The following is a 24,965-nucleotide window of genomic DNA, read 5'->3' as shown; positions in this document are numbered from 1 at the left end:
CCGTGGCGGTGACCGTCCCGCCTTCCGTCGCGATGACCGGCGCGATGACCGAGGCGGCGACCGTCCCCCCTTCCGCCGTGATGACCGGCGTGACGACCGTGGCGGTGGCTTCCGGCGTGATGGTGAGCGGCCTGCGTTCCGGCGTGACGACCGGGGGGATGACCGAGGTGGGTACCGCGGACGCGACGATCGCGGCGGGTACCGGGGCCGGGACGACCGCGGTGACCGCGGTCCGCGGCGCGACGACCGTGGCGGGTACCGCGGGCGGGACGACCGGGGCGGCGACCGCGGTGGGTACCGGGGTCGCGACGACCGGGACCGTGACCGCGACCGCGAGCCCATCAAGCGGCTGCCCATCCCCGAGGACGTCACCGGCGAGGAGATCGACAAGGACGTCAAGCAGGAGCTGCAGAGCCTGCCCAAGACCCTTGCCGAGGACGTCGCGAAGAACCTGGTGATGGTCGCCCGGCTCATCGACGAGGACCCCGAGGGTGCCTACGGCTACTCCAAGGTGGCCCTGCGGCTGGCGTCGCGTGTCGCCGCCGTTCGGGAGGCCGGTGGGTTCGCCGCGTACGCGAACCAGAAGTACTCCGAGGCGCTCGCCGAGTTCCGGGCGGCGCGGCGGATGACCGGCGGTGTCGAGCTGTGGCCCGTCATGGCGGACTGCGAGCGCGGGCTCGGGCGGCCGGAGAAGGCCCTCGACATGGCCGGCGCCGCCGAGGTGCACAAGCTGGACAAGGCCGGTCAGGTCGAGATGCGGCTCGTCGCCGCCGGGGCCCGGCGGGACATGGACCAGATCGACGCGGCCATCGTGACCCTCCAGAGCCCGGAGCTGGCTTCCCACTCCGTCCAGCCGTGGACCGCGCGGCTGCGGTACGCCTACGCGGACGCGCTCCTGGCGGCCGACCGCACCAGCGAGGCCCGCGAGTGGTTCGCCAAGGCCGTCGAGGCCGACCGCGACGGCAGCACCGACGCGTCCGACCGGCTCGCCGAACTGGACGGCGTCGAGTTCGTCGACGCCCTCGTCGAGGACGACGAGGACTCCGCCGACACCGTCAACCACGTCAACACTGTTGACGACGTTGACGACCTGGACGACGTTGACGTTGATGACAGCGATGACGTTGACGACGTGGACGCCGGCAGCGAGGTCGTCGAGGACAAGGACAAGGACAAGGACAAGAGCAAGGACGTCGACTACAAGGACTGACGTCCGAGAAGAAGGGCGGGCCCCGGGAGACATTCCGGGGCCCGCCCTCTTTCATGTCCTCACGCGCGCGTGGGCGTCACCGCTCCAGCGCCCGCAGGACCAGGCCGGACGCGGGCTTCGGGCCGAACGACGTCGACTTGCGGGGCATCGTCACACCCTGGCGGGCCAGGTCGCGGACGACCTCCTCGCGGACCGGGTGCATGAGGACCGCCGTCCCGCCGTCGCGTTCCGCCTTCTCCACGGTCGCCGCCGTGTCGTGGATGTACGCGATGTGGGCGGGGGAGTCCTCGGGGACGTGCCAGACGTGGTCGAGGAGCGTGGCGTGCAGGACCGTCGCGTCCAGGGTGCGCCAGGCCGCGGGGTGCTCCGCCGGGACCGTGCGGGCGAGCAGGTCAGGGTCGGGGCGGTCGACGAGGTGGAAGGCGCCGTCGCCCGCCAGCAGGAACGCGTTGCCCGCGCGGGACGCCTCCGCCAGCGCCGAGCGCGCCTCCGGGAGCGTGACCTCCAGGCGGCGGACCCGGAACAGGCCGTCCAGGGCGGCGACCGCGTCCGCGACCGGCAGGGTGTGCAGCAGGCGGTGGATGGCGCGCACCCGCAGCGGGTAGCGGACCGTGTCGACCAGGAGGACCAGGCCGTGGTCCCACGGGCTGGGCGAGGGGTGCTCCGCGCGCAGCCGCCGGTAGGTCGCCCAGCGGTGGTGGCCGTCGGCGATCAGAGCCTGCTGACCGGACAGGTCGGACCGGATGGCGGCCAGGTCGGCCGGGTCGGTGAGCGACCAGAGGCGGTGGCTGAAGCCGTCGTCGGTGGTGGTGGCCAGCAGCGGCGGCTGTCCTGCCGTCCGTTCGATGAGCTTGGCGGTGGCGGTCGTGCGTTCCTCGCCGCGGTAGGTCAGCAGCAGCGGTTCGAGGTTCGCGGAGGTGGCGCGCATCAGGGCGGCCCGGTCGGCGACCACATGCGGCATGACGTCCTCGTGCGGCAGGACGACGCCGTCCGCCGGGTCCGAGACGCGCAGGGCGCCGATGACGCCGCGTTGCAGCATGCCGTCGCCGTCGTCCTGTTCGTAGACGTAGAGCCCGGGGTCCCGGTCGGTGGTCAGGACGCCCTCGGCGACCCAGCGGCGCAGGGTCTCGGCGGCCTGTTCGTTGCGGGCTGCGGGGCTGGTGGCCTGCGGCAGGATCAGCCGGACGATGTTGTGCGGGTCGGAGTCCTGGAGGTGGTGCAGGCCGTCGGGGCGGACCACGACGTCGTACGGCGGTGACGTGACGGCGGCCAGGTTGCCGACCCGGTCGGGGTCGTAGCGAAGGCCACGGAACGGGGTGAGTTCCAGTCCTCGGGGCGCCGTCGCTTCCGAGTGACCTGCTGAGTTCATCCCGGCATCGTACGTGTGTCAGTGCGGTGGGGGATGATCGGGGGAAAGCCGGAGAAGGCCGTCGAACGAGGAGCGATGCGGAATGAGCCAGGTCGTCAGGACGAGGCCCGAGGGCAGTGGGCAGGCCCTGAGCGAGGCGTACGACACGGCGCTGCTCGACCTGGACGGGGTGGTGTACGCGGGCGGCAACGCGATCGCGCACGCCGTGGAGTCGCTCGCCACGGCCCGGGACGGCGGTCTGCACCTCGCCTATGTCACCAACAACGCGCTGCGGACGCCGGACACGGTGGCCGGGCACCTCACCGAGCTGGGCATACCGACGGAGGCCGATGACGTCATCACCTCCGCGCAGGCGGTCGCCCGGCTGATCAGCGAGCAGGTGCCGGCCGGGTCCCGGGTGCTGGTGATCGGCGGCGAGGGGCTGCGGGTCGCGCTGCGCGAGCGCGGCCTGGAGCCGGTCGAGTCCGCGGAGGACGACCCGGTCGCCGTGGTGCAGGGGTACGGCGGGCCCGATCTGCCGTGGGGGCGGTTCGCGGAGGCGTCGTACGCCATCGCGCGCGGGCTGCCCTGGTACGCCTCCAACACCGACCTGACGATCCCCAGCGCGCGCGGGATCGCGCCGGGCAACGGCGCGGCCGTCGAGGTCGTCCGGATCGCGACCGGCGCCGAGCCGCAGGTGGCGGGCAAGCCGCTGCCGCCGATGCACCGGGAGACGATCCTGCGCACCGGCGCCGAGCGGCCGCTGGTCGTCGGGGACCGCCTGGACACCGACATCGAGGGCGCGTTCAACGGCGAGGTGGACTCCCTGCTGGTCCTCACCGGCGTCACCGACGGCGCCCAGCTGCTGGCCGCGCCCCCGCACCACCGGCCCACCTACGTCGACGCCGACCTGCGCGGGCTGCTGACCGGCCAGCCCGAGGTCGTCGAGGAGGGCGACGGGTTCCGGTGCGGCGGGTGGACGGCGACGGCGGGCCCTGAGCGGCTCGAACTGGACGGCGACGGCGAGGAGTTGGACGGGCTGCGCGCCCTGTGCGCCGCGGCCTGGACGGCCGCCGGGGACGGGACGTGCGCGCTGGAGGCCGGGAAGGCGCTCGACAGGCTGGGGCTGTGAGCCGGGCCACACCGCCGGGTGGCGGTGCGTCAGCAGGACGGACGCGACCAGGGATCGAAGAGAGATGCGAGGGTAGGCTAACCTAACCGGGTGTTGGTCGAGAGTCCCCCCGAACCGCGCGCGGACGCCCCACCCGCGCCCCCGACCCGGCGAGCGATACGCGTCGTCGGGCTTCTCCTGTCCGTCGTGCTCCTGGTGCTGGTCGCGCTGGCCAGCATCGCGATCGGCGCGAAAGAGCTGTCCCTGCCGCAGGTCTGGCACGGGCTGTTCGACGACTCGGGCACCTACGGCGACGTCGTGGTCGCGGAGCGGGTCTCCCGCACCGTGCTCGGGCTGCTCGCCGGGGCCGCGCTCGGTCTCTCCGGCGCGGTCCTCCAGGCGCTGACCCGCAACCCGCTGGCCGACCCCGGCCTGCTCGGCATCAACGCGGGCGCCTCCGCCGCCGTCGTCACCGCGATGACGTTCTTCGGCGTCACCTCGCTCAGCGGGTACGTGTGGTTCGCGTTCGCCGGTGCCGCCGCCGTGGGGGCGCTGGTCTGGGTGCTCGGAGGCAGCCGGGGCGCGACACCGGTACGGCTCGCGCTGGCCGGTACCGCGATCAGCGCCGCGCTCTACGGCTACCTCCAGGCGGTGATGATCACCGACCGCGCGGCGCTGGGCAAGATGCGCTTCTGGACGGTCGGTTCGATCGCCTCCGCGACCAACGAAACGATCCTCCAGGTGCTGCCGTTCCTCGCGGCCGGCACCCTGCTCGCCCTCTCGCTGGCCCGCCCGCTCAACGCGATGGCGATGGGCGACGACACCGCGAAGGCCCTCGGCGCCCACCTCAACCGCACCCGGGCGCTGGCCATGCTCGCCGCCACGGTGCTCTGCGGGGCGGCCACCGCGGCCTGCGGCCCGATCGTCTTCGTCGGCCTGATGGTCCCGCACATCGTGCGCTCCTTCACCGGCCCCGACCTGCGCTGGATCCTGCCCTACGCGACCGTCCTGTCGCCGGTGCTGCTGCTCGGCTCCGACGTCGTGGGACGGATCGTCGCCCGGCCCTCGGAGCTCCAGGTCGGCATCGTCACCGCGATCATCGGCGGGCCGGTCTTCATCTTCCTGGTACGACGGCGAAGGACGGCCCAGCTGTGAGGTCCAACCGAGTTCTGAGGTCGCCCGGCGGGCTCTCGGTGCGGCTCGACGTCCGGTCCGTCGCCGTCGTCGCCCTGCTGCTGCTCGTCGCGCTCGCCGCCGCGGTGGTGCTGATCGGCACCGGGGACTTCGCGATCCCGGCCGCCGACGTCGTCAGGACGCTGTTCGGCGGCGGCAACGCCGGACAGGAGTTCATCGTCAACGAACTGCGGCTGCCCCGGGTCCTGGTGGGACTGCTGGTCGGCGCCTCGCTCGGGCTCGGCGGCGCCCTCTTCCAGGCCGTCACCCGCAACCCGCTGGGCAGCCCGGACGTGCTCGGCCTCGGCCAGGGCGCGACCGCCGGGGCGCTCGTCGTGATCGTCCTGTTCTCCGGCAGCGCCGCCCAGGTCACCGCGGGCGCGCTGGTCGGCGGCCTGGTCACCGGCGTCAGCATCTACCTGCTCGCCTGGAAGCGGGGCGTGCACGGCTACCGGCTGGTGCTGGTCGGCATCGGTGTCTCCGCGATCGTCACGGCCGTCAACGGCTATCTGATGACCGTCTCCGACATCGTCGACGCGGCCCGCGCCGTGGTCTGGATGACCGGTTCCCTCGACGGCCGCGACTGGAAGCAGGTCTGGCCGCTGCTCGCGCTCTGCGCCGTCCTCGTCCCGCTCGCCCTCGGCAACGCGCGCGGGCTGCGGCTGATGGAGATGGGCGACGACGTCTCGAACGCCCTCGGGGTCCGCGTCGAACGGGTGCGGGCGCTGCTGATGATCATCGCTGTGCTGCTCACCGCGAGCGCCACCGCCGCCGCCGGACCCGTCGGCTTCGTCGCCCTCACCGCGCCCCAGCTCGCCCGGAGGCTGACCCGCTCGCCGGGGCCGAACCTGCTGGCCTCGCTCTGCATGGGCGCCGCCCTGCTCGTCGTCGCCGACTGGGCCTCGCAGAAGATCTTCGGCGCGGGACAGATCCCGGTCGGCGTGGTCACCGGGGTCCTCGGCGGGGTCTATCTGCTGTGGCTGCTGGTCACCGAGCGCAGGGCGGGCCGGATATGAGCGGCCACCCCCTCCCCGCCAGCGGGCCGAACACCCCGGACAACCCTAGGAGCACCGTGAACCGCCTGTCCGCCGAGAAGGTCACCCTCGCCTACGACCAGCGGGTCATCGCCGAGCAGCTCTCGGTGGAGATCCCCGACAACTCCTTCACCGTGATCGTCGGACCCAACGCGTGCGGCAAGTCGACGCTGCTGCGGGCGCTGTCGCGGATGCTGAAGCCCAGCGCCGGGCAGGTCCTGCTGGACGGCCAGGTCATCCAGTCGATGCCCGCGAAGAAGGTCGCCCGCACCCTGGGCCTGCTGCCGCAGTCGTCGATCGCGCCGGACGGCATCACCGTCGCCGACCTCGTGGGCCGCGGCCGCTACCCGCACCAGGGCATCCTGCGCCAGTGGTCCACCGAGGACGAGCGGGTCGTGCGGGAGTCCATGGCGCAGACCGGGGTCACCGAACTCGCCGACCGGTACGTCGACGAACTCTCCGGCGGCCAGCGCCAGCGCGTGTGGATCGCCATGGCGCTCGCCCAGCAGACCCCGCTGCTGCTGCTCGACGAGCCGACCACCTACCTCGACATCCAGCACCAGATCGACGTCCTCGACCTGTGCGCCGAACTCCACGAGGAGCAGGGCCGCACGCTGGTCGCCGTGCTGCACGACCTCAACCACGCGGCCCGGTACGCCACCCACCTCATCGCGCTGCGCGAGGGGCGGATCATCGCCGAGGGAGCCCCGAAGGACATCGTCACCGCGGGACTCGTCGAGGAGGTGTTCGGGCTGCGCTGCCAGGTGATCGACGACCCGGAGACCGGGACCCCGCTGGTGGTGCCCGCCGCGCGCAAGGCGCGCGAGGGCGCGCGGCAGGAGCGCGGCGCGGCCGTCGAGGAGGCGGGCGGCGGCGCCGGGGAGCCGCTGGCGAAGGTGGCGGCTACAGAAGCTTCCTGAGCCGCATCAGGTCCCGCAGACCCGCCTCCAGCTTCACCCGGCCCGACGCCCACGCGGAGGCGAAGTTCAGGTCACCGGCGACCATCGCGACCAGGTCGTCGCCGGTCAGGGCAAGCCTGATCTGCGCCTTCTCCGGCGGCGGGCCCGGCACCGTGCGGTCCACCTCGATCCGGCCGCCGGTCAGGCGGCCCACGAAGGTGACGTCCAGGTCGGTGATCCGGCAGCTGACGGAGCGGTCCATGGCGGCCGCCGCGCGGGCGTCCCCCTCGGCGCGCTGCATGCTGTCGGAGAGCTTGTCGAGTGCGTCGCGGCACTCCTCGATCGTGGCCATCGGCACCGACGGTACCCCAGCCCTTCGCGGTAGCGTCGGGGCATGAGCGAGACAGTGCCGCAGGCCGGGCCGCCGCAGGGGCCGGCACCCGGGCCCGATGCCGACCCCTCGGCGCCCGCCCCCCTGGAGGTCGGCCGGGTCCCCACCGGCGACGCCGGGGTGGACGCCGGCCTCGAGCGGCTGGCCGACGCCGACCACCTCGCCACGGACGGGCACGTCGAGGTGTACGAGGATGTACACCGGGGGCTGCGCGAAGCGCTCACCGCGCTCGACGCCCGCCCGGGACCTCCGGCGCCCCCGTCGCCGTCTCACAGCAGGAGCTGAACGCACCGTGGCAGGAGTCGCACGTCGCCGTCTGGACGCGGAACTGGTCCGCCGGAAACTCGCGCGATCCCGGGAGCACGCCAGTCAGCTGATCGCCGCCGGGCGGGTCAGCGTCGGCAAGACCCTCGCGACCAAACCGGCCACCCAGGTGGAGACCGCCGCCCCGATCGTGGTCCGCGACGACGACGGCGACCCCGACTACGTCTCCCGCGGCGGCCACAAGCTCGCCGGGGCGCTGGCCGCGTTCGTGCCGCTCGGGCTGGCCGTCGAGGGCCGCAGGGCGCTGGACGCGGGCGCCTCCACCGGCGGCTTCACCGACGTCCTGCTGCGGTCGGGAGCCGCGCACGTCGTCGCCGTCGACGTCGGATACGGACAACTCGCCTGGACTCTGCGCAGCGATGAACGCGTCACCGTCAAGGACCGTACGAACGTACGCGAGTTGACGCTTGAAGCGATCGATGGGGAACCTGTGGATCTTGTCGTGGGCGATCTGTCCTTCATCCCGCTGGGGCTGGTGCTGCCCGCCCTGAAGCGGTGCGTGAAGCCGGACGCCGACCTGGTGATGATGGTCAAGCCGCAGTTCGAGGTGGGGAAGGAAAGGCTGGGGAGCGGGGGAGTGGTGCGCAGCCCCGAGCTGCGCGCCGAGGCCGTGCGGGGCGTGGCCGGGCGGGCGTGGGACCTCGGGCTCGGGGTCCGCGGGGTCACCGCCAGCCCGCTGCCGGGGCCGAGCGGGAATGTCGAGTACTTTCTGTGGCTGCGGGCGGGGGCACCCGAGCTTGACCCGGCCGACGTTGACCGTGCAGTGGCGGAGGGACCGCGTTGACGCAGAACCGAGTTCGTACTGTTTTCCTGCTCGCCCACACCGGCAGGCCGGCGGCCATCCGCAGCGCCGAGCTGGTCGTCAAGGGGCTGCTGCGTGAGGGCATCATCGTCCGGGTCCTGGAGTACGAGGCCCGCGACCTGCCGCTGCCCGACCAGGTGGAGCTGGTCCAGGAGGCCACCCCGCAGTGCCTGGAGGGCTGCGAGCTGCTCATCGTCCTCGGCGGCGACGGGACGCTGCTGCGCGGCGCCGAGTTCGCGCGGGCGTCCGGGGTGCCGATGCTCGGCGTCAACCTCGGCAGCGTCGGCTTCCTCGCGGAGGCCGAGCGGGACGACCTCGACAAGGTCGTCGACCGGGTGGTGACGCGGGCCTACGAGGTCGAGGAGCGGATGACCGTCGACGTCGTCGTGCACCGCAACGGCGACATCGTCCACACCGACTGGGCGCTGAACGAGGCCGCCGTGCAGAAGGCCGGTGCCGAGAAGCTCCTCGAAGTGGTCCTGGAGATCGACGGGCGGCCGGTGACCGGCTTCGGCTGCGACGGCATCGTCCTGTCCACGCCCACCGGCTCCACCGCCTACGCGTTCTCGGCCGGGGGGCCCGTGGTGTGGCCCGAGGTGGAGGCGCTGCTGATGGTGCCGATCAGCGCGCACGCCCTCTTCGCGAAGCCGCTGGTCACCTCGCCCGACTCGGTGCTCGCCGTCGAACTGCTGCCGCACATCCCGCCCGGGGTGCTGTGGTGCGACGGACGGCGGACCTTCGAGCTGCCGCCCGGGGCGCGGGTCGAGGTGCGCAGGGGGGCCGTGCCGGTCCGTCTCGCCCGCCTGCACCACGCCTCGTTCACCGACCGCCTCGTCGCCAAGTTCGCCCTCCCGGTGGCCGGCTGGCGGGGCGCGCGGCAGTAGCCAACGAGACGCCCGCCGGTAGGTAACGACCCGCGGCCTCCCCGGTCGGGTGGGGCCGCTTCGCACACCGCGGGCAAAACCTCGTATGGTCGGGGGCGTGTTGGAGGAGATGCGGATACGGTCGCTCGGGGTCATCGACGACGCTGTCGTCGAGCTGTCGCCCGGGTTCACCGCAGTCACCGGTGAGACGGGCGCGGGCAAGACCATGGTGGTCACCAGCCTGGGGTTGCTGCTGGGCGGTCGCGCCGACCCGGCGCTGGTCAGGATCGGCGCCGAGAAGGCCGTCGTCGAGGGGCGCATCTCGGTGCCCCCCGGCGCGGGCGCCGTCCTGCGGGCCGAGGAGGCGGGCGCCGAGCTGGACGACGGGGCGCTGCTGATCAGCAGGACGGTCTCCGCCGAGGGGCGGTCCCGGGCCCACGTCGGCGGACGTAGTGTGCCCGTGGGGCTGCTCGCGGAGCTGGCCGACGACCTGGTGGCGGTGCACGGCCAGACCGACCAGCAGGGGCTGCTCAAGCTGTCCCGGCAGCGGCAGGCGCTCGACCGGTACGCCGGGGACGCCGTCGTCGGGCCGCTCGCCAAGTACGGCGGGGCGTACCGGCGGCTGCGTGCCGTCACCGTCGAGCTGGAGGAGATCGTCACCCGGGCGCGTGAACGCGCGCAGGAGGCCGACCGGCTCCGCTACGGGCTCGACGAGATCGCCGGTGTCGAGCCGCGCGCCGGTGAGGACGTGGAACTGGCGGAGGAGGCCGAGCGGCTCGGGCACGCGGAGGCGCTGTCGTCGGCCGCGACGATCGCGCACGCCGCGCTCGCGGGCAACCCCGAGGACCCCGAGGGCATCGACGCGGCCACGCTCGTCGCGGGCGCCCAGCGGGCCCTGGAGGCCGTCAGGTCGCACGACCCGGCGCTCTCCGCGCTCGCCGACCGGATCGGCGAGATCGGCATCCTGCTCGGCGACGTCGCCGGTGAACTCGCCGGATACGCCGACGACCTGGACGCCGACCCGCTGCGGCTCGCGGCCGTCGAGGAACGGCGGGCCGCGCTGGGCGCGTTGACCCGCAAGTACGGCGACGACATCGCCGCGGTCCTCGCCTGGTCCGAGGAGAGCGCGGCCCGGCTGACCGAACTGGACGGCGACGACGAGCGGATCGGCGAGCTGACCGCCGAGCGGGACGCGCTGCGCGCCGAACTGGGCGGCCTCGCACAGGCGTTGACGGACGCCAGGACGGAGACCGCCGAGCGGTTCGCGGCGGCCGTCACCGCGGAACTGGCCTCGCTGGCGATGCCGCACGCGCGGGTGTCGTTCGACATCCGGCAGACGGACGACCCCGAGGGCGTCGAGGTCGGCGGCCGTACCGTCGCGTACGGGCCGTCCGGCGCCGACGAGGTCGAGCTGCTGCTCGCCCCGCACCCCGGTGCCCCGCCGCGGCCCATCGCCAAGGGCGCGTCCGGCGGTGAGCTGTCCCGCGTGATGCTCGCCGTCGAGGTCGTGTTCGCGGGCACGGACCCGGTTCCGACGTACCTCTTCGACGAGGTGGACGCGGGCGTCGGCGGCAAGGCGGCGGTGGAGATCGGCCGTCGGCTCGCCAAGCTCGCCAAGTCCGCGCAGGTCGTGGTGGTCACCCACCTGCCGCAGGTCGCCGCGTTCGCCGACCGGCAGCTGCTGGTGGAGAAGACCAACGACGGGTCGGTGACCAGGTCGGGCGTGAAGGTCCTCGAAGGGGAGGACCGGGTACGGGAGTTGTCGCGGATGCTGGCCGGACAGGAGGACTCGGAGACGGCCAGGGCGCACGCGGAGGAACTCCTCGCGACGGCACGCGGGGACGCGTAGCGCGCGGAACGCGGGACGGCCGGCCTCCGGGCCGGTGCCCGCACCGGTGCCGAGGCCGGGCGGCCTTCAGGGCCGGTGCGGGGCGCCCTTCGAGGCTGGTGCGCGCGGTGGTCTCACGACCGCCGCGCGCCGTCGTGTCCGGGGCGTGGCGGGGCCGGGTCCCGGCCGGGTGCGCCCGGTGCCGGTGGGCGGCGACCCGGGCGAGTGCGGCGGGGCGGATCGGGTCCTGCCGGTCCGGCCGTCCGCGTCGTCGCCGCCGGGCGCCTGACCGGTGGGTTTCCCGTCCCCGGGCGGGGGCATCCGAGGGACTTGTGTCCGGGTGTCGGGAGGGACTCGCGGTGGGTGCGGAGTCGGGAGTTCGGGGTGTGACGCGCCGGAGCGCCCGGGGGATCAGGGGTCGGCTCCTCGGCGGCTCCCCGCGGGTGCCCGGCGTGACCGGAAGTGGTCGTTCCGTCATCGTGGGCGCTTGTTCTGTCACTCGAAAGGGTGAAGTGTCCTACCGGTACGGGCAGGCGGTGCGCCCTTGTCGTTCCCGGAACACCCGTACGTGCTGGCATCCTTGACCGAGTACGCGGAGGAAACCGCGCGGCTCACCCTCGCCGCCCGATCCTTCTGTACTTTCTTCGTGACCGTCCCACGCCGAACCAGGAGCCCCGGCCACGTGAGCCTCGTGAGCAGCCACGCACCGACCGGCCGCTCTCCGCTGCGCACCGTGCAGGTGCTCGGCGGAGGCAACGCCGGCAGCAGCGCGCACGTGCGTTCGCTGGCGCTCGGGCTCGTCGCACGCGGGGTGCGGGTGACGGTGTGCGCACCCGCCGAGGCCGACCGCGCCTACGACTTCACCGGCGCGGGCGCCGACCACGTCCACGTGCCCCGCAGCAGCGACCCGACCTCGGTGGCGATGCTCCGCGAGGCCTGCAAGCACGCCGACCTGGTGCACGCCCACGGCCTGCACGCGTCCTTCCGCGCCGTGCTCGCCCTCGGCGGCCGCCGCACCCCGCTGGTCGTCACCTGGCACGACCGCGCGCACGCCGAGGGTGCCCGCGCCCATCTGGTGCGCCTTCTGGAGCGCCGGGTCGTCCGCGCGGCCACCGTGGTGCTCGGCACCACCTCGGCCCTCGTCGACCGGGCCCGCGGCACCGGCGCCAGGGACGCCAGGCTGGCCGCCGTCGCCCTGCCCGCGCCGCGCCGCAGCCCGGACGGCGGGGACGCCGAGGACCTGGAGGCGCTGCGCTCCAAGGTGCGGGCCGAACTCGGTTCCCTCGACCGCCCGTTGCTGGTGGCCGTCGGCTCCCTCGACCGGCACCGCGGCTACGACACGCTCCTCGACGCCTCCCGCGCCTGGTGCCGCCTCGACCCGGTGCCGCTGGTGGTGATCGCCGGGGAGGGCCCGCTGCGGTCCGCGCTCCAGCGCCGCATCGACGACGAGGACCTGCCCGTCCGGCTGATCGGCGGCCGGGACGACGTCTCCGACCTGATCGCCGCCGCCGACCTCGCGCTGCTGCCCAGCCGCTGGGAGGCACGGTCGGTGCTCGCGCAGGAGGCCCTGCACGCGCGGGTGCCGCTGGTCGCCACCGGCGTCGGCGCGATCCCCGAACTCGTCGGCGACGCCGCCGAACTGGTCCCCTACGGCGACCCCGTCGCCCTCGCGGAGACCGTCGTGCGGCTGCTCGGCGATCCCGAACGCCGGGCGCGGTTGCGGGAGAAGGGCGCCCGGCAGGCGGCGACCTGGCCGACCGAGGACGAGACCGTCGCGCAAGTCCTCAGCGTGTACGACGAGTTGACCCGCCACCGGCCGCTGATCTGAGCGCTCAGGACACGTGCCGTCTGGCACGCAGCGCCAGGCTCAACGCCAGTACCGTCTGCGGGTCGTCGAGGTCGGTGCCGAGCAACTCGCCGATGCGGGCGAGGCGGTTGTAGAGGGTCTGCCGGTTGAGGTGCAGCTCCCGGGCGGTCTCCGCCTTGCGGCCCGCGTGCGCGAGATACGTCTCCAGGGTCGGCAGCAGCGGCGGCCTCGACCGGGCGTCGTGGTCGCGCAGCGGGCCGATCGCCCGCTCCACGAAGGCCGCCAGGTCCGGCTGGTCGCGCAGCCGCCACAGCAGCAGGTCGATGTCCAGCCGCCGGGCGTCGTACCAGGGCCGGTCCGCGAGGCCCTGGGCCGCGGTCGCCGTCTCCGCCGCGTGCCGCAGCCCCGCCGAGGCGGCCGCCCAGCCGCCCGCCACCCCGACGACCACCACCGGAGGCCGCGCCCCCGGCCGCTGCATCCCGGCCCGCTCCACCCCCGCCCGCAGCGCCACCGCGACCCGGTCGGCGACCGCGGACCGCTCCGACTCCGAGCGCAGCCCCAGCAGCAGCGGCACCCGTCCCTCCACGGGCCGCACGCCCAGCAGCACCGGAACGCCCACCGAGGCCAGCTCCTCGGCGACCGCGCGGGCCAGCACCGCCCAGCCGCCGCCCGGCGCCAGCGCGTCGCCCAGCCGCATCACGACCGGCAGCAGCGGGCTGCGCCCCGGCTTGAAGCCGAGCACCCGGGCCTGCGCGGGCGCGTCCTCGGCGGTGATCCGGCCCTCCGCGAGGTCGGTGAGGAAGTCGCCGCGCCCCCTGGCCGCCAGCTCCTCCTCCTGCCGGGCCTGCATCAGCACCACGGCGAGGATCCCGGCGGCGCGCTCGGCCGCCATCCGGTGCACCGGCGTCAGCGGGGCGCGCACCGGCAGCAGCACCAGGCGGGCCCGTACCGAGCCGGTGCCGGGTCCGCCGCCCGGCACGTCCACCAGCGCGGAGCCGGCCGGCGGGTCGTCCTGGTGCTGGGCGCGCAGCCCCTCCCACACCTGGAGCGGGTCGGCGCCCTCGGGTCCTTCCCCCGCCGCGTACAGGAGCTGCCCGCCGGGGGTCTCCAGGAAGACCGGGTTGCCGCTGAATCCGGCGAGGATGCCGAGGACCTGGGGGACCCCGCCGCCGCCGAGCAGCGCCTCGGTGCACCGCCTGTGCACCTCCTCGGCGCGTTGCAGGAGCGTGTAGTGGCCGTTGACGATCTCGGTGTGGATCTCCTCGGTGACCGCCACGAACGGCACCTCGCGGTGCAGCTGGACGAGCGGCAGCCCGGTCGTGCGCGCCGTGTCGACGAGCGCGGCGGGCAGCCGGGTGAAGCGCGGGCCCAGCTCCACCACCAGGGCCGCGATGCCGCGTTCGGCCAGGGTGCGCACGAACGCCCGCTGCTCGGCCGGGCGGGTGCCGAGGCCGTACCCGGTGGTCAGCAGCAGCTCGCCGCCCTTGAGCAGCGAGGCGATGTTGGGCACCTCGCCCGCGTGCACCCAGCGCACGGTGCGGTGCAGCCGTTCCGCGCCCGCCAGCACCTCGGGCAGCCCGCTGCGCAGTCCGGGCAGCTCCAGCGCCCGCTGAACGGTGATCCCGGCGCCCGGGGTGTCGAATCCGCTGTCCATGGGGCGGACGCTACCTGCGCGGATGCCGTCCGGTCAGCCCGGACGCCCGCGGACCGGGCCGCACGCCGCCGCCCGGGACGACGGGGGAGCGGGACCCGGACGACGGGCGGGAGGGTTCCCCGGCCGCCGTCGCCTCGTCGTCCTCCGGCCGCCGGGGCCGCGGGAGCCCCCAGGACGGGAGAACCCGCCCCCCTGCGCGTGCGGGGAGGCGGGTTCGGCGGCCGGGCGGGGACGGTGGTCAGCCCCCGTACGCCCCCGACGCCGTCAGGCGCAGGGCCGTGTCGATCAGGGGGACGTGGCTGAAGGCCTGCGGGAAGTTGCCCACCTGGCGCTGGTTGACCGGGTCCCACTCCTCGGCGAGGAGGCCGAGGTCGTTGCGGAGGGCGAGGAGCTTCTCGAACAGCTTGCGGGCCTCGTCCACCCGGCCGATCATCGCGAGGTCGTCCGCCATCCAGAACGAGCAGGCCAGGAAGGCGCCCTCGTCGCCGGGGAGGCCGTCGACGCCCTCGCTCTGGCCCTCGGTCGGGTAGCGCAGGATGAACCCGTCCGGGGTGGACAGCTCGCGCTGGATCGCCTCGATGGTGCCGATGACGCGCTTGTCGTCCGGCGGCAGGAAGCCCATCTGCGGGATCAGCAGCAGCGACGCGTCCAGCTCCTTCGAGCCGTACGACTGCGTGAAGGTGTTGCGCTCCTTGTCGTACCCCTTCTCGCACACGTCCCGGTGGATGTCGTCGCGCAGCTCGCGCCACCGCTCCAGCGGGCCGTCCGCGTCGCCGGACTCGATCAGCTTGATCGTGCGGTCGACGGCGACCCAGGCCATCACCTTGGAGTGCACGAAGTGGCGGCGGGGGCCGCGCACCTCCCAGATGCCCTCGTCCGGCTCGTCCCAGTGCTGCTCCAGGTAGCGGATCAGCTTGAGCTGGAGCACCGAGGCGTAGTCGTTGCGGGCCAGGCCCGTCATGTGGCCCAGGTGCAGGGCCTCGGTGACCTCGCCGTAGACGTCGAGCTGGAGCTGGTGGGCGGCGCCGTTGCCGACGCGCACCGGCGCGGAGTTCTCGTAGCCGGGCAGCCAGTCCAGCTCGGCCTCGCCCAGCTCGCGCTCGCCCGCGATGCCGTACATGATCTGGAGGTTCTCCGGGTCGCCCGCCACCGCGCGCAGCAGCCACTCGCGCCAGGCGCGGGCCTCCTCGCGGTAGCCGGTGCGCAGCAGCGAGGAGAGCGTGATCGCCGCGTCCCGCAGCCAGGTGTAGCGGTAGTCCCAGTTGCGGACGCCGCCGATGTCCTCGGGCAGCGAGGTGGTGGGGGCGGCGACGATGCCGCCGGTGGGGCCGTACGTCAGGGCCTTGAGGGTGATCAGGGAGCGGATCACGGCCTCCCGGTAGGGCCCGTGGTACGTACAGTGCTCCACCCACTCGCGCCAGAACTCCTCGGTCGCGACGAGCGAGGCCTCCGGCTCCGGGAGGGCCGGCGGCTCCTTGTGCGAGGGTTCCCACGAGATGGTGAACGCGATCCGGTCACCGGGGGCGACCGTGAAGTCGGAGTACGTCGTCAGCGACTTCCCGTACGTCTCGGCGGGCGTGTCGAACCACACCGAGTCGGGGCCCGCGACGGCGACGGTGCGGCCGTCGTGCTTGTGCACCCACGGCACGACCCGCCCGTAGGAGAACCGCATCCGCAGGGCGGAGCGCATCGGGACGCGTCCGGAGACGCCCTCGACGATGCGGATCAGCTGCGGGGCGCCGTCCCGGGGAGGCATGAAATCGGTCACCCGTACGGTGCCGCGCGGGGTGTCCCACTCGGACTCCAGGATGAGCGAGTCGCCCCGGTAGGTGCGGCGGTTCGCGGTGGGCGGCTCGGCGTCCGAGGCGTGCGCCGGGCCGAGTCGCCAGAAGCCGTGTTCCTCGGTGCCCAGCAGCCCGGCGAAGATGGCATGCGAGTCGAAGCGGGGCAGGCACAGCCAGTCGACTGTGCCGTCCCGGCAGACCAGTGCGGCGGTCTGCATGTCTCCGATGAGTGCGTAATCTTCGATGCGCCCGGCCACGTGCAACTCCAGTCGAACGGCCACGTCACGCCCATGGGGGCGGTCGCTGGTGCGGTCAAGGGGGTTTGTCATACGACGTTGAGTGGTGAAGCAAAGCAGTCGTCAAGCTGTGTGGCAAAACGACAATTTTTCCTCAACGAACCCACGGGCTCTTGTTGTTCCGGTGCCAACGGGCGGGGGTGGTGCCGTATGGCCGGACGGGCCCGGCGGAGAACGTCCGAGCAGGATACGACGCACGTAGATGATCTGCGTGCCGCTCCGGGCAACCCGGGTCCACCGATCGGGTGAGCGAGGGGTGAGAAAGGCGTGAGATAGGGCGGGTCTCGTGTCGAAGTGTGTGCGGAGTGTGGCCGGAAGCCATCCCTCGTGGGCGCTGATACCCTGGTAGCCCGTGGACCGGTGGGAGAAAAACCCCCGAACCGCAGCGACGGCACCCCCGGAGAATTCCGGGCCGGCGGCCGTACCGCACCCCCAGACCGCGACCACGGGAGCCCCGTCTTGGCCATGCCGTCCAATTCCTCGACGACCAAGCACATCTTCGTCACCGGGGGTGTCGCGTCCTCCCTCGGGAAGGGCCTGACGGCCTCCAGCCTCGGCATGCTGCTCAAGGCCCGTGGGCTGCGCGTCGTGATGCAGAAGCTCGATCCCTATCTGAACGTGGATCCGGGGACGATGAACCCGTTCCAGCACGGTGAGGTGTTCGTCACGAACGACGGCGCCGAGACCGATCTGGACATCGGGCACTACGAGCGTTTCCTCGACCGTGATCTGGACGGGTCGGCGAACGTGACGACCGGGCAGGTCTACAACACGGTGATCGCCAAGGAGCGGCGGGGTGAGTACCTGGGTGACACCGTGCAGGTCATCCCGCACATCACCAACGAGATCAAGCACCGTATCCGGCGGATGGCGACCGATGCGGTGGACGTGGTGATCACCGAGGTGGGCGGGACGGTGGGTGACATCGAGTCGCTGCCGTTCCTGGAGACCGTGCGCCAGGTCCGCCACGAGGTCGGCCGGGACAACGTCTTCGTGGTGCACATCTCGCTGCTGCCCTACATCGGCCCCTCGGGCGAGCTGAAGACCAAGCCGACCCAGCACTCAGTGGCGGCGCTGCGCAACATCGGCATCCAGCCCGACGCGATCGTGCTGCGCTGCGACCGGGAGGTCCCCACCGCGATCAAGCGGAAGATCTCCCTGATGTGCGACGTGGACGAGGCGGCGGTGGTGGCCTGTCCCGACGCCCGCTCGATCTACGACATCCCCAAGACGGTCCACGGCGAGGGCCTGGACGCCTATGTGGTCCGCAAGCTCGACCTGCCCTTCCGCGACGTCGACTGGACGACGTGGGACGACCTCCTGGACCGGGTCCACAACCCCGACCACGAGATCACCATGGCCCTGGTCGGCAAGTACATCGACCTCCCCGACGCCTACCTCTCCGTCACCGAGGCCCTGCGCGCGGGCGGCTTCGCCAACAAGGCCCGCGTCAAGATCAAGTGGGTCACCTCGGACGACTGCAGGACCCCGGCCGGTGCCGCCGCGCAGCTCGCCGACGTGGACGCGATCTGCATCCCGGGCGGCTTCGGCGACCGGGGCGTGGCGGGCAAGGTCGGCGCGATCCAGTACGCCCGCGAGCAGCGCATCCCGCTCCTCGGCCTCTGCCTGGGCCTGCAGTGCATCGTGATCGACGCGGCCCGCAACCTCGCGGGCATCGAGGACGCCAACTCCACCGAGTTCGACCCGGCCACCGCGCACCCGGTCATCTCCACCATGGCCGAGCAGCTCGACATCGTGGCCGGTGACGGCGACATGGGCGGCACGATGCGGCTGGGCATGTACCCGGCGAAGCTGGCCGAGGGCTCGATCGTCCGCGAGGTGTACGACGGCAAGGAGTACGTCGAGGAGCGCCACCGGCACCGCTACGAGGTGAACAACGCCTACCGCGCGGAGCTGGAGAAGAAGGCCGGGATCGTCTTCTCGGGCACCTCCCCGGACGGCAAGCTCGTGGAGTACGTGGAGTACCCGCGCGACGTCCACCCCTACCTGGTGGCGACCCAGGCCCACCCGGAGCTGCGCTCGCGGCCGACCCGCCCGCACCCCCTCTTCGCGGGTCTGGTGAAGGCCGCCGTCGAGCGGAAGATCTCCCAGTAACGCACCGGTTGTACGGTTACCGGGGTGCACGCCGTCAGCGGCGCGCACCCCGGTTCTCTCTGCACGTCGGAAGGCACGGCATGACGATCAAGGACATCCCCGCGGAGTGGGAGATCCGGGCGACGCACACGCCCTTCACGGGCAACAAGACCTCGGTCCGCACGGACGACGTGGTCATGCCGAACGGCAACGTGGTGCACCGCGACTACCAGGTGCACCCCGGTTCGGTGGCCGTGCTCGCGCTGGACGACGACGACCGGGTCCTGCTCATCCGGCAGTACCGCCACCCGGTGCGCCAGAAGTTGTGGGAGATCCCGGCCGGGCTGCTCGACGTGCCCGGCGAGAACCCGCTGCACGCGGCGCAGCGCGAGCTGTACGAGGAGGCGCACGTCAAGGCCGGGGACTGGCGGGTGCTGACCGACGTCTACACCACGGCGGGCGGCTGCGACGAGGCGGTGCGGATCTTCCTCGCCCGGGAGCTGGCGGAGGCCGACGGCGAGCGGTTCGAGGTCGAGGACGAGGAGGCCGACATGGAGTACGCGCGCGTGCCGGTGGCCGACCTGGTGCGCGGGGTGCTCGCGGGGGAGCTGCACAACAACTGCCTCGTGGTGGGCGTGCTCTCGCTCGTCGGCGCGCGGCAGGGCGACGGCCTCGACGCGCTGCGGCCCGCCGACGCCCCGTGGCCGGCGCGTCCCTTCACGTCCTGAACGTCCCGTCCGCGCATTGGTGTGACGATCGGCTGATCCGATTGGGCGACGTGTCCGCCGCGCTCCGCCCGGAACGTAGCAGAGCGTGAACTAGGCTCTGGAAACGCCCGATCCGGAGACCCGGCGGGCTTGCGCGCGTGCGGTGGGACGGGAGTGTGGCCCGTGACGGATCAGGCGGTGGACACAGGCGGCGTACGGCTGTCGGGGAAAGCCCCGGCGGAGCGTCAGTTCCTCGGCAGGACAAGGGAGTTGAAAGAACTCCTGGCCGACATCGAGCGAGCGGGACTGGACACCATCTCCGGTCGCAAGGCCCCGCGCGCGCGGGTGCTCCTCATCGCGGGCAGACCCGGCTCGGGCCGTACCGCCCTCGCCGAGGAACTCGTCCGGCAGGTCGCCGACCGTTACGACGACCGGGTGCTGCGCGTCCGCCTCAGCGAGTCCGACGGCACCCCCGTCCCCATCGAGCGCGCCGCCCGCGAACTGCTCGCCGCCCTGGACCTGCCGACCCCCGCGGGCGCCGACCAGGACGACCTGAGCGAGGCCCTGCGCACCGCCCTCGCCGACCGCAGGGCGCTGCTCCTGCTCGACGACGCGGTCGACGCCGAACAGGTCGACGCGCTGCTCCCCGACAGCCCCGACTGCCTCGCCGTCGCCGTCTCCGACGGACCGCTCACCGGCATCTCCGACGTCCGCCCCTGCACCCTGGGCGGCCTCGACACCAAGTCGGCCCTGGAACTGCTCACCCGCTCCACCGGCTCGGTCCGGGTCACCGTCGACCCGTACGCCGCCGAGGGGCTGGTCGAGGAGTGCCAGGCCCACCCGGCCGCGCTGACCCTCGTCGGCGGCTGGCTCGCCGCCCGGCCCAAGGCGACCGTCGCCGACCTCGCCAAGCAGTTGCGGGCCGAGAGCGACGAGAGCACCCCGCTCGGCCGCGCCTTCCAGCTCGTGTACGCCTCGCTGCCCACCACCGCCGCCCGGACCCTGCGGCTGCTCGCGCTCGCCCCGGCCGGACTGGTCGACCCGCAGACCGCGTCCGCGCTGGCCGGCTGCTCGGTCGGCGGCGCCCGCAGCGCCCTGGACGACTTCGTCCGGATGGGCCTGCTGCGGTCCGTCCCCTCGGCGCTGCCGCAGTACGAGGTCCCCGGCTGGCTGCACCCGACGCTGCGGACCCTCACCGAGACCCACGACCGGCCCGCCGAGCTGCAGCTCGCCCGCGCCCGGATGCTGGAGCGGACCGTGCGGCTGCTCCAGTCCTGCCGGGCCATCACCGAGACCGACAACCCCGAGGCGCGAGAGAAGCTCCAGGGCATGCCCCGCTCCCTGCGCTTCCCCAGCCCCAGGGCGGCCGAGGAGTGGCTGCGGGTGCGGCGGCCCGCGCTGCTGGCCGCGGTCCGGCTCGCGGTCGCCGACGGGGAGCTGGACACGCTGGCCAGGCGGCTGATGTCGCAGCTCGTCAGGACGATGGTCGCGCACTTCGGCACCCAGGCCGCCGCACCCGACCTGTACGGCGTGCACCGACTGGTCCTCGACGTCGCCGAGCGCCGCGAGCTGCCCCGGGAGAAGGCCGCCGCGCTGCTGAACCTCGGCGACCTGGACGCCCAGACCGGCCGGACCGGGCAGGCGCTGGCCCGCTACCGGGAGGCGCTGGACGCCGGACGCTCCGCGAACGACCCGTACGCGACCGGCCGCGCGATGGAATCCGTCGGCGGCGCCCACCTGGAGCTGGGGGACTACGACCGGGCCGCCGACTGGTTCGGCCGCGCCCTCGCCCAGCGGCTGGCCCGGGACGAGCGCACCGACGCCGCCCGGCTCTACGGCAGGATCGCCGCCGCGCAGACCTTCGCGGGCCGCTACGGGGACGCCCAGCGGGGCTGGCGGGCCGCGGTCGCCGGTTACCGCAAGGAGGGCGATGTGGCCTCCCAGGCACGGGCGTTGAGCGAACTGGCGCGGGTCCAGGAGTACGCGGGACGGCCCGAGGAGTCGCTGCACACCTGCCACGAGGCGCTGGAGTGGGCCCGCCGGGCCGACGACGTCCGGCTCCAGGCCGCGCTCCAGCTCCGGCTCGCCGACACCCTGGAGCACCTCGGCGATCCGGCGTCCGCCGGACTGCACCGCGGCGCCGCCGACCGGCTCCTGGAGGAGGACCCGGGGGAGCCGCAGCGCCCCGATGACACGGAACACGGTGCTAACGCCTACGAAATCCGTAGTACATCGACTAAAGATTGATGCTTTGGAAGGCTAGACAGCGGGAACACCTTAATTAAACTGGCTCTGCCGCACCTTCTCCTGCGGTGTACCCCGGTGTGCCATGCCCGCCTGGGTATGTCCTGTATGTCCCGCACCCCTGAGTCAAGGACCGTGATCGACGTGAAGGTCGGCATCCCCCGCGAGGTCAAGAACAACGAGTTCCGTGTGGCCATCACCCCCGCCGGTGTGCACGAGCTGGTGCGCCACGGCCACGAGGTCGTCATCGAGGGCGGTGCCGGCCTCGGCTCCTCGATCACCGACGACGAGTTCGTCTCGGCCGGTGCCCGGATACTGGCCACCGCCGACGAGGTGTGGGCCACCGCCGACCTGCTGCTCAAGGTCAAGGAGCCGATCGCCGAGGAGTACCACCGCCTCCGCAAGGACCAGACCCTCTTCACGTACCTGCACCTCGCCGCCTCCAGGGAGTGCACCGACGCCCTCGTCGACTCCGGCACCACCGCGATCGCCTACGAGACGGTCGAGCTGCCCGGCCGCGCGCTCCCGCTGCTCGCCCCGATGTCCGAGGTCGCGGGACGGCTCGCCCCGCAGGTCGGCGCCTACCAGCTGATGCGCGCCAACGGCGGCCGCGGTGTGCTGCCCGGCGGCGTCCCGGGCGTGGCGGCGGGCAAGGCGGTCGTCATCGGCGGCGGCGTCTCCGGCTGGAACGCGGCGCAGATCGCGATCGGCATGGGCTTCCACGTCACGCTGCTCGACAAGGACATCAACAAGCTCAAGGAAGCCGACAAGATCTTCGGCACCAGGATCCAGACCGTCGTCTCCAACGCCTTCGAGCTGGAGAAGGCGTGCCTGGAGGCCGACCTCGTGATCGGCGCGGTCCTGATCCCCGGCGCCAAGGCGCCGAAGCTGGTCACCAACGAGCTGGTCTCCCGGATGAAGCCCGGAAGTGTCCTTGTCGACATCGCGATCGACCAGGGAGGCTGCTTCGAGGACTCCCGTCCGACCACCCACGCCGAACCGACCTTCCCCGTCCACGGATCGGTCTTCTACTGCGTCGCCAACATGCCCGGCGCGGTGCCCCACACCTCCACCCACGCGCTCACCAACGCCACGCTGCCGTACATCGTCGAGCTGGCCAACCGCGGCTGGGTGGAGGCGCTGCGCCGTGACGCCGCCCTCGCCAAGGGGCTCAACACCCATGACGGCAAGGTCGTTTACCGCGAGGTCGCCGAGGCCCACGGGCTGGAGCACGTCGAGCTGGAGACGCTGCTCGGCTGAGTCGCGGTGCGCGCTCGGGCGCTAAGTCACCGTTCGGTAAAAGGCGATACGTCAACACAGGTCGTCAACGTCGCGGATCCGGCCGGACCTTGCCCACAAGGTCCGGCCGGATGTGTGTATGGTCACTTTGCGGCACTCGGCCAACTCGCCTCGAACGTAACGCTTTGGCCGATTCGTACACCGGCGAAACCTGCGGTGCGACGGCCGTACGCCCTTGACAGAGGGATGTTTCATTGCCGACACATCCGGCCGGGTCCGGCGGATTGTGTTGCTGCGGACGCCCGACACGCCATAGAGTCGCCAACCGTCGGCATGGTGCCACGCTGACCTGTCTAGAAGTTTCCTGGTCACCAAGGAGGTAAGACGACTTGTGAATGAGTCGACATTTTCTCCCGGAGGTGGTCAACCAGGAATGCCGGTACGGGGTCAAGGTCCCGAGGGGTTCGAGGCTGTCGGCTCCGTCGCGGTGCGTACCTTCGCATCCCATCAGAGCCACCAGAGAACCGCGGTGACTCAGTCAGCACACCAGAGCATGGATGGCCATCACGTGAACGCCATGGCCGGCGACGGAAGTGGCACGCCCCACGACCACTTCGCCGACTACGACGAACTGCCCGACGGGCACTTCTACGACCCAGACGCCGAGTACGAGCCGGACCCGGAGTACGCGGCCACGCTCGCGCCCGACGCCGCCCGCCAGCGCCGTGAGCGCATCGGACCGACCGGGCGCCCGCTGCCGTACTTCCCGATCCCCGGGCCGCTGACCGACCACGGTCCCGCGAAGATCATCGCGATGTGCAACCAGAAGGGCGGCGTCGGCAAGACGACGTCGACCATCAACCTGGGTGCCGCGCTCGCGGAGTACGGACGGCGCGTGCTGCTCGTCGACTTCGACCCCCAGGGCGCGCTGTCGGTGGGGCTCGGCGTCAACCCGATGGAGCTGGACCTCACCGTCTACAACCTGCTCATGGAGCGGGGCATGGCGGCCGACGAGGTGCTCCTGAAGACCGCGGTCCCCAACATGGACCTGCTCCCGAGCAACATCGACCTGTCCGCGGCCGAGGTCCAGCTCGTCTCCGAGGTCGCGCGCGAGTCCACGCTCCAGCGCGCCCTGAAGCCGCTGATGGCCGACTACGACTACATCGTGATCGACTGTCAGCCCTCGCTCGGCCTGCTCACGGTCAACGCCCTCACGGCCGCCCACAAGGTGATCGTGCCGCTGGAGTGCGAGTTCTTCGCGCTGCGCGGGGTGGCGCTGCTGACCGAGACGATCGAGAAGGTCCAGGAGCGGCTCAACCCGGAGCTGGAGCTCGACGGGATCCTCGCCACGATGTACGACTCGCGCACGGTGCACAGCCGTGAGGTGCTCGCGCGCGTGGTCGAGGCGTTCGACGACCACGTGTACCACACGGTCATCGGCCGCACGGTCCGCTTCCCGGAGACCACGGTCGCCGGTGAGCCGATCACCACGTACGCCTCCAACTCCGTCGGCGCAGCCGCCTATCGTCAGCTCGCCAGGGAGGTGCTCGCCCGGTGTCACGCCGAGTGAGTCTGCCGGGGGCCGACGAACTCTTCCGCACGACAGGGGGAACGGCGCTCCAGCCGTCCGCTCCGCGGCGCGGTCCTGGCGGCGAGGCGCGGGTCCCCGGTCCCGCCGGGGAGAGCGACGGGATCGCGGCCACCGAGGACGCGCCGCACGCGGTGCCCGCCCAGGGCGGCGACGGCGGCGGCGCGGAGCACGTGGCCGCGGAGCCCGGTCCCGCCGACGGGGGTGAGTCCCGCACCCGGACCGCGCCCGGGGCCGTCGACGACCGTTCCGGACGGCGTCAGACGGCGCAGGAAGGTTCTGCCTCCGCGGACGCGGGGTCCCGCAAGCGCGGCGGCCGGGCGGCGGCCCGCAGGCCCAGCGGGCGGGAGCGGCACGACGAGAAGATCACCGTGTACGTCTCCGCCGAGGAACTGATGGACCTGGAGCACGCCCGGCTGGTGCTCCGCGGTGAGCACGGGCTCGCCGTCGACCGGGGCCGGATCGTCCGGGAGGCGGTCGCCGTCGTCCTGGCCGACCTGGAGTCCCGCGGGGACGCGAGCATTCTGGTACGCCGGTTGCGCGGGCGGTAGGCGTAGCCTGCGAGGGCC

The 24,965-nt window shown here is 72.9% G+C and carries 20 protein-coding genes; 16 read left to right on the top strand and 4 right to left on the bottom strand.

The window, feature by feature from the left end:
• Window positions 1-349: 349 nt before the first annotated feature.
• Window positions 350-1,210 (top strand): tetratricopeptide repeat protein, encoded by an 861-nt coding sequence (locus GA0115242_RS09185; RefSeq protein WP_202555107.1) that lies wholly within the window; start codon window positions 350-352, stop codon window positions 1,208-1,210.
• Window positions 1,211-1,286: 76 nt separating this feature from the next.
• Here the strand turns inward: GA0115242_RS09185 and GA0115242_RS09180 are convergent, their stop codons facing one another.
• Window positions 1,287-2,579: a DUF1015 family protein gene (locus GA0115242_RS09180; protein WP_093826448.1), complete on the bottom strand. Its 1,293-nt coding sequence runs from the start codon at window positions 2,577-2,579 to the stop codon at window positions 1,287-1,289.
• A gap of 82 nt (window positions 2,580-2,661) precedes the next feature.
• Here GA0115242_RS09180 and GA0115242_RS09175 point away from each other — a divergent pair, with 82 nt between their 5' ends.
• The 4 genes from GA0115242_RS09175 to GA0115242_RS09160 all read left to right on the top strand — a co-directional run bounded on the left by GA0115242_RS09175 (window position 2,662) and on the right by GA0115242_RS09160 (window position 6,796).
• On the top strand, window positions 2,662-3,690 hold the full coding sequence (locus GA0115242_RS09175) for an HAD hydrolase-like protein (protein ID WP_093826446.1): 1,029 nt from the start codon (window positions 2,662-2,664) through the stop codon (window positions 3,688-3,690).
• Window positions 3,691-3,780: 90 nt separating this feature from the next.
• The gene (locus tag GA0115242_RS09170; protein WP_093826444.1) at window positions 3,781-4,824 is read left to right on the top strand and encodes a FecCD family ABC transporter permease; all 1,044 of its coding nucleotides are present in this window, start codon (window positions 3,781-3,783) and stop codon (window positions 4,822-4,824) included.
• Window positions 4,821-5,858 (top strand): FecCD family ABC transporter permease, encoded by a 1,038-nt coding sequence (locus GA0115242_RS09165; RefSeq protein ID WP_093826442.1) that lies wholly within the window; start codon window positions 4,821-4,823, stop codon window positions 5,856-5,858. Before GA0115242_RS09170 ends, GA0115242_RS09165 begins: the two co-directional genes overlap by 4 nt.
• On the top strand, window positions 5,855-6,796 hold the full coding sequence (locus GA0115242_RS09160) for an ABC transporter ATP-binding protein (RefSeq protein ID WP_093826440.1): 942 nt from the start codon (window positions 5,855-5,857) through the stop codon (window positions 6,794-6,796). The genes GA0115242_RS09165 and GA0115242_RS09160 overlap by 4 nt, the downstream gene beginning before the upstream one ends.
• Here GA0115242_RS09160 and GA0115242_RS09155 read toward each other — a convergent pair.
• Window positions 6,780-7,127, bottom strand: coding sequence for an SCP2 sterol-binding domain-containing protein (locus tag GA0115242_RS09155; protein WP_093826439.1), 348 nt, complete (start codon window positions 7,125-7,127; stop codon window positions 6,780-6,782). The two genes, GA0115242_RS09160 and GA0115242_RS09155, sit on opposite strands and share 17 nt — an antisense overlap.
• Window positions 7,128-7,169: 42 nt before the next feature.
• Here GA0115242_RS09155 and GA0115242_RS09150 point away from each other — a divergent pair, with 42 nt between their 5' ends.
• The 5 genes from GA0115242_RS09150 (at window position 7,170) to GA0115242_RS09130 (ending at window position 12,811) form a co-directional block, all read left to right on the top strand.
• Window positions 7,170-7,451: a hypothetical protein gene (locus tag GA0115242_RS09150; protein ID WP_093826437.1), complete on the top strand. Its 282-nt coding sequence runs from the start codon at window positions 7,170-7,172 to the stop codon at window positions 7,449-7,451.
• A gap of 7 nt (window positions 7,452-7,458) precedes the next feature.
• Window positions 7,459-8,274: a TlyA family RNA methyltransferase gene (locus GA0115242_RS09145; protein WP_093826435.1), complete on the top strand. Its 816-nt coding sequence runs from the start codon at window positions 7,459-7,461 to the stop codon at window positions 8,272-8,274.
• On the top strand, window positions 8,271-9,176 hold the full coding sequence (locus GA0115242_RS09140) for an NAD kinase (RefSeq protein WP_093826433.1): 906 nt from the start codon (window positions 8,271-8,273) through the stop codon (window positions 9,174-9,176). Before GA0115242_RS09145 ends, GA0115242_RS09140 begins: the two co-directional genes overlap by 4 nt.
• Before the next feature lie 85 nt (window positions 9,177-9,261).
• On the top strand, window positions 9,262-11,004 hold the full coding sequence (gene recN / locus GA0115242_RS09135; RefSeq protein ID WP_176729777.1) for a DNA repair protein RecN: 1,743 nt from the start codon (window positions 9,262-9,264) through the stop codon (window positions 11,002-11,004).
• A 661-nt stretch (window positions 11,005-11,665) separates the two neighbouring features.
• Window positions 11,666-12,811: a glycosyltransferase family 4 protein gene (locus tag GA0115242_RS09130; protein ID WP_161353062.1), complete on the top strand. Its 1,146-nt coding sequence runs from the start codon at window positions 11,666-11,668 to the stop codon at window positions 12,809-12,811.
• A 4-nt stretch (window positions 12,812-12,815) separates the two neighbouring features.
• On the opposite strand, the gene GA0115242_RS09125 is transcribed toward GA0115242_RS09130, so the two are convergent.
• Together GA0115242_RS09125 and GA0115242_RS09120 are read right to left on the bottom strand one after the other, a co-directional pair.
• Window positions 12,816-14,444, bottom strand: coding sequence for a PucR family transcriptional regulator (locus GA0115242_RS09125; protein WP_093826429.1), 1,629 nt, complete (start codon window positions 14,442-14,444; stop codon window positions 12,816-12,818).
• A 238-nt stretch (window positions 14,445-14,682) separates the two neighbouring features.
• Window positions 14,683-16,485, bottom strand: a complete 1,803-nt coding sequence (locus GA0115242_RS09120; protein WP_093826427.1) for a glycoside hydrolase family 15 protein — start codon at window positions 16,483-16,485, stop codon at window positions 14,683-14,685.
• Window positions 16,486-16,989: 504 nt separating this feature from the next.
• Between GA0115242_RS09120 and GA0115242_RS09115 the strand changes: the two genes are divergently transcribed.
• The 6 genes from GA0115242_RS09115 to GA0115242_RS09090 all read left to right on the top strand — a co-directional run bounded on the left by GA0115242_RS09115 (window position 16,990) and on the right by GA0115242_RS09090 (window position 24,947).
• Window positions 16,990-18,639, top strand: coding sequence for a CTP synthase (locus GA0115242_RS09115; RefSeq protein WP_093826425.1), 1,650 nt, complete (start codon window positions 16,990-16,992; stop codon window positions 18,637-18,639).
• An 80-nt stretch (window positions 18,640-18,719) separates the two neighbouring features.
• Window positions 18,720-19,346 carry an NUDIX domain-containing protein gene (locus GA0115242_RS09110; protein WP_093826423.1) on the top strand — a complete coding sequence of 209 codons (627 nt, stop codon included), beginning with the start codon at window positions 18,720-18,722 and terminating at the stop codon, window positions 19,344-19,346.
• Window positions 19,347-19,508: 162 nt separating this feature from the next.
• Window positions 19,509-21,572, top strand: a complete 2,064-nt coding sequence (locus GA0115242_RS09105; protein ID WP_093826421.1) for a tetratricopeptide repeat protein — start codon at window positions 19,509-19,511, stop codon at window positions 21,570-21,572.
• 132 nt (window positions 21,573-21,704) lie between these two features.
• Window positions 21,705-22,829: an alanine dehydrogenase gene (gene ald, locus GA0115242_RS09100; RefSeq protein ID WP_161353060.1), complete on the top strand. Its 1,125-nt coding sequence runs from the start codon at window positions 21,705-21,707 to the stop codon at window positions 22,827-22,829.
• 412 nt (window positions 22,830-23,241) lie between these two features.
• A complete protein-coding gene (locus GA0115242_RS09095) occupies window positions 23,242-24,378 on the top strand; it encodes a ParA family protein (protein WP_093826419.1) in 1,137 nt (378 codons plus the stop codon).
• A complete protein-coding gene (locus GA0115242_RS09090) occupies window positions 24,363-24,947 on the top strand; it encodes a hypothetical protein (protein ID WP_093826416.1) in 585 nt (194 codons plus the stop codon). The genes GA0115242_RS09095 and GA0115242_RS09090 overlap by 16 nt, the downstream gene beginning before the upstream one ends.
• The last annotated feature ends 18 nt before the right edge of the window (window positions 24,948-24,965 follow it).

The sequence above is a fragment of the Streptomyces sp. SolWspMP-5a-2 genome (assembly GCF_900091845.1).
Lineage (GTDB): Bacteria > Actinomycetota > Actinomycetes > Streptomycetales > Streptomycetaceae > Streptomyces > Streptomyces doudnae.
This window is presented reverse-complemented; position numbering and strand designations above follow the sequence as displayed.

Bases quoted from the DNA above. Each gene is read 5' to 3' on its own strand.
- GA0115242_RS09180 (WP_093826448.1), bottom strand. From the start codon at position 2,579: ATGAACTCAGCAGGTCACTCGGAAGCGACGGCGCCCCGAGGACTGGAA.
- GA0115242_RS09110 (WP_093826423.1), top strand. From the start codon at position 18,720: ATGACGATCAAGGACATCCCCGCGGAGTGGGAGATCCGGGCGACGCAC.
- GA0115242_RS09115 (WP_093826425.1), top strand. From the start codon at position 16,990: ATGCCGTCCAATTCCTCGACGACCAAGCACATCTTCGTCACCGGGGGT.
- recN (WP_176729777.1), top strand. From the start codon at position 9,262: ATGGTCGGGGGCGTGTTGGAGGAGATGCGGATACGGTCGCTCGGGGTC.
- GA0115242_RS09155 (WP_093826439.1), bottom strand. From the start codon at position 7,127: ATGGCCACGATCGAGGAGTGCCGCGACGCACTCGACAAGCTCTCCGAC.
- GA0115242_RS09160 (WP_093826440.1), top strand. From the start codon at position 5,855: ATGAGCGGCCACCCCCTCCCCGCCAGCGGGCCGAACACCCCGGACAAC.
- GA0115242_RS09125 (WP_093826429.1), bottom strand. From the start codon at position 14,444: ATGGACAGCGGATTCGACACCCCGGGCGCCGGGATCACCGTTCAGCGG.
- GA0115242_RS09095 (WP_093826419.1), top strand. From the start codon at position 23,242: ATGCCGGTACGGGGTCAAGGTCCCGAGGGGTTCGAGGCTGTCGGCTCC.
- GA0115242_RS09175 (WP_093826446.1), top strand. From the start codon at position 2,662: ATGAGCCAGGTCGTCAGGACGAGGCCCGAGGGCAGTGGGCAGGCCCTG.
- GA0115242_RS09150 (WP_093826437.1), top strand. From the start codon at position 7,170: ATGAGCGAGACAGTGCCGCAGGCCGGGCCGCCGCAGGGGCCGGCACCC.